This is a genomic window from Cedecea sp. AS113 (assembly GCF_037152415.1).
Taxonomy (GTDB): domain Bacteria; phylum Pseudomonadota; class Gammaproteobacteria; order Enterobacterales; family Enterobacteriaceae; genus Cedecea.
Window position 1 is genome coordinate 34,149 of the sequence record NZ_JBBCMI010000030.1, and the last position, 6,503, is coordinate 40,651.

General features: G+C 52.7%; 6 protein-coding genes and 1 tRNA gene. 2 read left to right on the forward strand and 5 right to left on the reverse strand.

Annotation, left to right across the window (positions count from 1 at the left end):
* Window positions 1-21 precede the first annotated feature (21 nt).
* On the forward strand, window positions 22-1,392 hold the full coding sequence (gene mltD / locus WFN87_RS22865; protein WP_336983792.1) for a murein transglycosylase D: 1,371 nt from the start codon (window positions 22-24) through the stop codon (window positions 1,390-1,392).
* A 46-nt stretch (window positions 1,393-1,438) separates the two neighbouring features.
* On the opposite strand, the gene WFN87_RS22870 is transcribed toward mltD, so the two are convergent.
* The 3 genes from WFN87_RS22870 to WFN87_RS22880 all read right to left on the reverse strand — a co-directional run bounded on the left by WFN87_RS22870 (window position 1,439) and on the right by WFN87_RS22880 (window position 4,403).
* Window positions 1,439-2,206: a class I SAM-dependent methyltransferase gene (locus WFN87_RS22870; RefSeq protein WP_336983791.1), complete on the reverse strand. Its 768-nt coding sequence runs from the start codon at window positions 2,204-2,206 to the stop codon at window positions 1,439-1,441.
* Window positions 2,207-2,277: 71 nt separating this feature from the next.
* Window positions 2,278-3,081 (reverse strand): endonuclease/exonuclease/phosphatase family protein, encoded by an 804-nt coding sequence (locus WFN87_RS22875; protein ID WP_008457262.1) that lies wholly within the window; start codon window positions 3,079-3,081, stop codon window positions 2,278-2,280.
* A gap of 146 nt (window positions 3,082-3,227) precedes the next feature.
* Window positions 3,228-4,403 carry an MFS transporter gene (locus WFN87_RS22880; RefSeq protein WP_166876476.1) on the reverse strand — a complete coding sequence of 392 codons (1,176 nt, stop codon included), beginning with the start codon at window positions 4,401-4,403 and terminating at the stop codon, window positions 3,228-3,230.
* A 104-nt stretch (window positions 4,404-4,507) separates the two neighbouring features.
* Between WFN87_RS22880 and yafC the strand changes: the two genes are divergently transcribed.
* Entirely contained in the window at window positions 4,508-5,410 is a 903-nt protein-coding gene (yafC, locus tag WFN87_RS22885; RefSeq protein ID WP_336983790.1) for a DNA-binding transcriptional regulator YafC, read from the forward strand.
* A 6-nt stretch (window positions 5,411-5,416) separates the two neighbouring features.
* On the opposite strand, the gene dkgB is transcribed toward yafC, so the two are convergent.
* Complete coding sequence (gene dkgB / locus WFN87_RS22890; RefSeq protein WP_008457256.1) at window positions 5,417-6,223, reverse strand: 2,5-didehydrogluconate reductase DkgB; 807 nt, start codon at window positions 6,221-6,223, stop codon at window positions 5,417-5,419.
* A 175-nt stretch (window positions 6,224-6,398) separates the two neighbouring features.
* Window positions 6,399-6,475, reverse strand: a tRNA-Asp gene (locus WFN87_RS22895).
* Between the last annotated feature and the right edge of the window lie 28 nt (window positions 6,476-6,503).

Below are 6,503 nucleotides of genomic sequence, written 5' to 3' on the forward strand. Positions count from 1 at the left end.
TAAGCAACCATTGACACACACATGAAGGCAAAAGCGATACTACTCGCCTCTGTCTTGCTTGTCGGGTGCCAGGCGTCAAAGCATGATGCCAACATTCAACAGCACGCACAGAGTCTGTCTGCAGCTGGTCAAGGTGAAGCAGGAAAGTACACGGGTCGAGCGACCTCCGCGCGATGGATGGATGATGGAACCTTCCTCGCGCAAGATCAAAACCTGTGGAACTTCATCGGCAACGAGCTAAAGATGGGGATACCGGAAAACATCCGTATCCGCGAACAGAAACAGAAGTACCTGAGTAATAAGAGCTATCTCCACGATGTAACATTACGGGCAGAGCCGTATATGTACTGGATTGCCGGGCAAGTTAAGAAACGCAACATGCCAATGGAACTAGTACTACTACCCATAGTGGAGAGCGCTTTTGACCCCCACGCGACGTCTGGTGCAAATGCCGCAGGCATTTGGCAGATTATCCCAAGTACGGGGCGCAATTACGGTCTGAAGCAGACCAAAGCGTACGATGCACGCCGTGATGTAGTGGCTTCCACCACTGCCGCACTGGATATGATGCAGCGTTTGAACAAGATGTTTGACGGCGACTGGTTGTTGACCGTGGCGGCGTACAACAGCGGTGAAGGCCGCGTGCTGAATGCTATTAAAGCGAACAAATCGCGGGGTAAACCTACCGATTTCTGGTCGCTGGCTTTGCCACGTGAAACAAAGATCTACGTACCGAAAATGCTGGCGTTGAGTGACATACTCAAAAACAGTCAGAAGTACGGCGTACGTCTGCCGACAACGGATGAAAGCCGCGCGCTGGCGCGTGTTGAAGTAAGCATTCCGGTTGAGTTAACGCAGGTCGCCGAAATGGCAGGCATGTCGCTCACCAACCTGAAGACCTTCAACGCCGGCGTGAAAAGCACCACCGTTGGGAAAAATCAGCGCTATGTGATGGTGCCGAAAAAGCATGCCGAGCAGCTGAAAGCCTCTCTGGCTTCAGGTGAAATCGATGCTTTACAGCCAACGTTGGTGGCGGATAACCGCCTCAACGCGGGTGGCAACAAATCCTATAAAGTGCGTTCAGGGGATACTCTGTCCAGCATTGCTTCACGCCTCGGTGTGAATGCTAAGGATTTGCAGAGCTGGAATAACCTGCGCGGCTCGCACCTCAAAGTTGGGCAGACGCTCAGCGTGAAAGGTGGCGCCACGCAGCTGGCTGATAACAGCAGCATCACTTATCAGGTGCGCAAAGGCGACTCGTTGTCGAGTATTGCTAAACGTCACGGCGTGAACATCAAAGATGTGATGCGCTGGAACAGCGGTACCGATGACCTGAGACCGGGTGACCGTTTGACGCTGTTTGTCAGCGGCAACAGCTCGCCGGATACCTGATAGCCAGAACAAAAAAGGCACCTTACGGTGCCTTTTCTTTTTTACCTCACGCCTTTCGCGCTTCCAGCATGATGATATCGCTGGTGAATGAGCCGTCCCGCTGCAATTCAAAGTATTGTTTCACCTCGTCAGAGGCGCTTTTTTGATAGGCGCGGATTGCGTCCGATAACACTATCGGCGTGCGCATTCTGGCGATCCAGCTGGTAAATTCCAGATTCAACCTGTCACACAACACGCTGTGCGTGACCAGGCCCGCCTCATTGAACAGGCTAAGCCACTCTCCGCTGGAATAATTACGCACATGCGAGGTATCTCGAAGCGCCTCGACCGTTTGCAGCCAGATATCCTTAACCGGATGGCCTGGCGAGGTCACATCCATAAAGATGGCAATACCACCGGGCTTAAGCACGCGCTTTACTTCGCGCAGCGCCTGACCAACATCGTGCCAGTGATGCGCTGAGTAGCGACTGATCACCACGTCAAAAATACCGTCGTCAAACGGCAATGATTCCGCGTATCCCTGACGTGTCGCGATATTCGCTATTCCGCGCGTTGTTACCGCTTCAGCAACGACCGCCAGCATCTGCTCGGACAGATCATAAGCCACCACCGATTTCACTTTAGCCGCGGCAATAAAGCTGGCGTGCCCTGCCCCGCATCCCATGTCCAGGAGCGTGGCATGAGGGAAGTCATTCAGCCTTGCGCTAAGCCGCTCCAGATCGCGCCCGGAAGCATGAACCGTACTAGTCAAATAGGCGCTGGCCTGAGATCCAAACTGCTGGCCAACTTTGTCGTGATGGGATTGCGTTGTCATCGTTATGTCCTTGCGGTTAAGTGAGAAAAAGGGCAGCGCACAGGTCTGCCCAACGGCAGACCTGACGAACCTTATTTCAGCTCAGGCTTGCCGGGACGGAATTCAACTAGTAGCGGATTATGGTCTGATGCACGAGTCACCAGCACCGAAGCTTCGGTGACGTTCAGGCCACGATAGAACACAAAATCAAGAGGGCGACCAAACGCCCGACGGCGGTGATCGTCAGTAAAGCGGACTTCCCTGAGCGTCATCTCGCGGGCAAAGCGGAAGAGCGCGTTCATGCGTGGACGGCTCCAGGCATTGAAATCACCGGCCATGATCACCGGCCCGTTGTGATGCCCTATCTGGTCTCCAATAGGCCCCAACTGCTTGCTGTAGACATCGACACCGAGGCTAAAATTGACGGCGTGGATATTAATCACCATCAACATGCGTCCGTCTGGCAGCGGATAAACCGTGACCAAAGCTGATTTAGACAAGCGCAGGATCGGCTCGCGTTCACGCAGCGGGCAGCAATATACCGGATGGGCTGCAGACAACGTCATCACGCCAGAAGGATGCTGGGGTAAAACGAAGGCAGGAACCTGGTCGGCAGCCAGATAGTTAGAAGTCGCAAACCTGACCAGCTCAGGCGTCGTTTGCGCTTCCTGGAGCAACATCAGATGTGCGTCTTTGCCGAAGGTTTGCAGCACTGAAAGCCAGTCGGCCCGCTGCTGCTTAAAGATGTTCCACACCAGAACGCGAATTGTGTCCTGACCGGGTAAAGGTTCACCGGGGGGTAATGCCTGGCCGATAGTCGCGAACGAGCCAGGAGGCAGAATGCGCTCTGCTGGCTGTCCGGCTACATATCTCATGGCATAGGTATTCTTGTGCACGTTTGGCTAACGACCTCAGTAACTCAACTTGCCCGCAGCTCGCAGGCTATCTTTCAGTTATAGGGACTTTAGCGCAGACTTTCAACGACCATTACAAACCATTGCCTTTCCGGAACGTAAACAATCACGCTCCGGAAGGATAAAACTTAACCGATGGCAACCCGTGATTGCTTATCGAGTCGGCCACTTAAGCCTATTAACAGCAGTGCCAGAACAACAATCACGGCGCCAATCCAGGGCGTTTGCGCCAGGCCGAAGTTCTGTACAGTCTGACCGCCAATAATAGAGCCCAGGGCAATCCCTACGTTAAAAGCCGCGATGTTGAGCCCAGAGGCAACATCTACCGCGTTGGGCGTGTATTGTTCAGCTTTTTGGACAACATAAACCTGTAATCCCGGCACATTGCCGAAAGCAAAAACGCCCATCACCAAAATCGTCAGCAAGGCAGCAACATGTGAATGCGCTGTGAACTGGAAGACCAGAAGTAACGCAGCCAGAGCAGCAAAGATAAACTTCAGGGCCGGCACCGCACCGTGACGATCCGCCAGTTTCCCACCCCAGATGTTACCTATAGCCACCGATACGCCATAACCGAGCAGGATCCAGCTAACCGCAGAAGGTGAGAAGCCGGCCAGATCCTGCATCATTGGAGCAAGGAAGGTGAAGGCGGTGAACACGCCACCATAGCCCAGAGCAGTAACCAGATAGATCAGTACCAGACGCGGATGCGTCAGGACCTGTAATTGCTCTTTTATTCCCGCCATCGCACGGTTAGGAATATCTTTCGGGATAAGGATCATGCTGCTGATTAACGCGATCACGCCAATAGCCGATACCGCGAGGAAGGTTTCACGCCAGCCAAAATGCTGCCCGATGAAAGTGCCTAATGGCACGCCGGTCACCAGCGCTACCGTCAGGCCACCAAACATAATGGCAATGGCCGAAGCTGCTTTCTCTTTAGGCACAAGGCTTGTCGCAATCGTAGAGCCAATAGAGAAAAACACGCCGTGCGCCAGGCCAGTTAGTAGACGAGCCACAACCAGGGTCTCGTAATTAGGCGACAGCCAGGCAATAACGTTGCCCACTGTAAAGAGAGCCATTAGCCCAATCAGCAGCTGTTTACGCGGCAATTTACCCGTTAAAGCGGTCAGGACAGGCGCGCCAATGGCTACGCCCAGGGCATAGATAGAAACCAGCAATCCTGCCGACGGCACGGAGATCGCGAGTTGTTCAGCGATGGTCGGCACAAGCCCGACAATCACAAATTCGGTAGTACCGATTGCGAAAGCACTGATTGTCAGTGCCAGAAGCGCCAGAGGCATAATTTACTCCATAACAGGTGTCTTTTGATGACACGCAGTATGGCGGGATGCTTAAATAACAAAAATATGTAAAATCTCAATAGAATTTTGCTTGTGGAGCAACAATGAAGGCTACATCGGAAGAACTTGCGATTTTCGTTGCCGTAGTAGAAAGCGGGAGTTTTAGCCGCGCAGCAGAACAGCTGGGACAGGCTAACTCTGCGGTAAGCAGAACGGTTAAAAAGCTGGAGATGAAGCTGGGAGTAAGCCTGCTCAACCGCACAACCCGGCAGCTGAGCCTGACGGAGGAAGGTGAACGCTACTTCCGTAACGTGCAGCAGATTCTGCAGGCGATGGCCGCAGCCGAAAATGAAGTGATGGAAAGTAAGCAAACGCCGCGGGGATTATTGCGCATTGATGCCGCAACGCCGGTAATGTTGCATTTACTGATGCCGCTGATAAAACCGTTCCGCGAACGCTACCCGGAAATGACGCTCTCGCTAGTCTCTTCAGAAACCTTCATTAACCTCATCGAACGCAAAGTCGATGTGGCGATCCGCGTGGGCAATTTAACCGACTCAAGCTTACGTGCTCGCCCACTCTTTAGCAGTTATCGCAAGATTATTGCATCACCTGAATATCTGGCGGCACACGGTGTGCCGGAGACTGCCGACGATTTGATGAATCATGTCTGCCTGGGCTTTACCGAGCCGTCATCTCTTAACCGCTGGCCTGTTTCACAAGCGGATGGGCAGCTTTTTGAGATCAAGCCTGGGTTATCTTCGAATAGTGGCGAGACACTTAAGCAGCTCTGCCTGACGGGAAACGGCATTGCCTGCCTGTCGGATTTTATGATTGATAAAGAGATTGAGAGCGGAGAGTTCATTGAGGTGCTTGCCGATAAACTTTTGCCGGTCAATATGCCTTTCAGTGCGGTGTACTATAGCGACCGGGCGGTCAGTACACGTATTCGTGCATTTATTGATTTTCTGAGTGACGCAGTAAAACGGCCCCATGCAGGGCCGTAATCAGGATCAGTTATCCCACTTAGGTGCCAGACCTTCCGGGCTCACCAGGCGGTCATTGCATTCCAGAGCAGCAATAGCCGCCATGTCTTCTGCATCCAGCTTCAAGTTCAGCGCCTGCAGGTTGCTTTCGAGATTCACACGTTTGGTAGATGAAGGAATGACTGCGTAACCCAGAGCCATCGCCCACGCCAGAATCACCTGAGCAGGGGTCGCCTGATGCTTCTGTGCAATGCGGCCAATCGTTTCGTCTGCCAGTGCCTTGCCATACGCCAGCGTCATGTAAGACGTGATGTGGATGTTATGCTGTTTTGCCCACTCAACAACGGTGCGGTTTTGCAGGTATGGCGACAGTTCGATCTGGTTAGTCGCAATGTTTTCAGCGCCAATGGCGTCAATGGCCTGCTGCATCAGCTCTACCGTAAAGTTCGAAATCCCAATCTGGCGAGTCAGACCCGCTTCTTTCGCCGACAACAGCGCCTGCATAAATTCAGCAACCGGTACGGCGTCGTTTGGTGATGGCCAGTGGATCAGGGTCAGATCGACATAATCAGTATTCAGTTTCGCCAGGCTATCCTTCAGGCTCGGGATCAGCTTGTCCTTACTCAGATTTTCGATCCAGATCTTGGTGGTGATAAACAGTTCATCACGCGGAATACCGCTTTCTTCCAGGGCCTGACCAACAGCCGCTTCATTATCATAGATTTGAGCAGTGTCTACTGCGCGATAGCCCAGTTCCAGCGCAGTTTTAACCGATGCGATGACGACGTCGTCTTTCAGGCGGAAAGTGCCCAGACCGAATGCAGGAATTGCCATTATTAACCTCATTATAGGGTGTGCGTTTGTATGAGGCAGAGTATGCAGGGGAGAACTTTGATGAAAAAGGCAGATAAATGCAGAAGATTTTTGCTAAATCAGCAACAATGCCGCCGTGTGTGATGAAATTTAAAAACAAAAAAGCCCTGAGTCGAAGACTCAGGGCTTAAATAAGTGGCGGAACGGACGGGACTCGAACCCGCGACCCCCTGCGTGACAGGCAGGTATTCTAACCGACTGAACTACCGCTCCACCGAATTTTTCTACAACCACCGGTTTG

What these genes read in the sequence shown, in the direction of transcription:
- mltD (WP_336983792.1), top strand. Translation starts at nt 22, where the DNA reads ATGAAGGCAAAAGCGATACTACTCGCCTCTGTCTTGCTTGTCGGGTGC.
- WFN87_RS22870 (WP_336983791.1), bottom strand. Translation starts at nt 2,206, where the DNA reads ATGACAACGCAATCCCATCACGACAAAGTTGGCCAGCAGTTTGGATCT.
- WFN87_RS22880 (WP_166876476.1), bottom strand. Translation starts at nt 4,403, where the DNA reads ATGCCTCTGGCGCTTCTGGCACTGACAATCAGTGCTTTCGCAATCGGT.
- yafC (WP_336983790.1), top strand. Translation starts at nt 4,508, where the DNA reads ATGAAGGCTACATCGGAAGAACTTGCGATTTTCGTTGCCGTAGTAGAA.
- dkgB (WP_008457256.1), bottom strand. Translation starts at nt 6,223, where the DNA reads ATGGCAATTCCTGCATTCGGTCTGGGCACTTTCCGCCTGAAAGACGAC.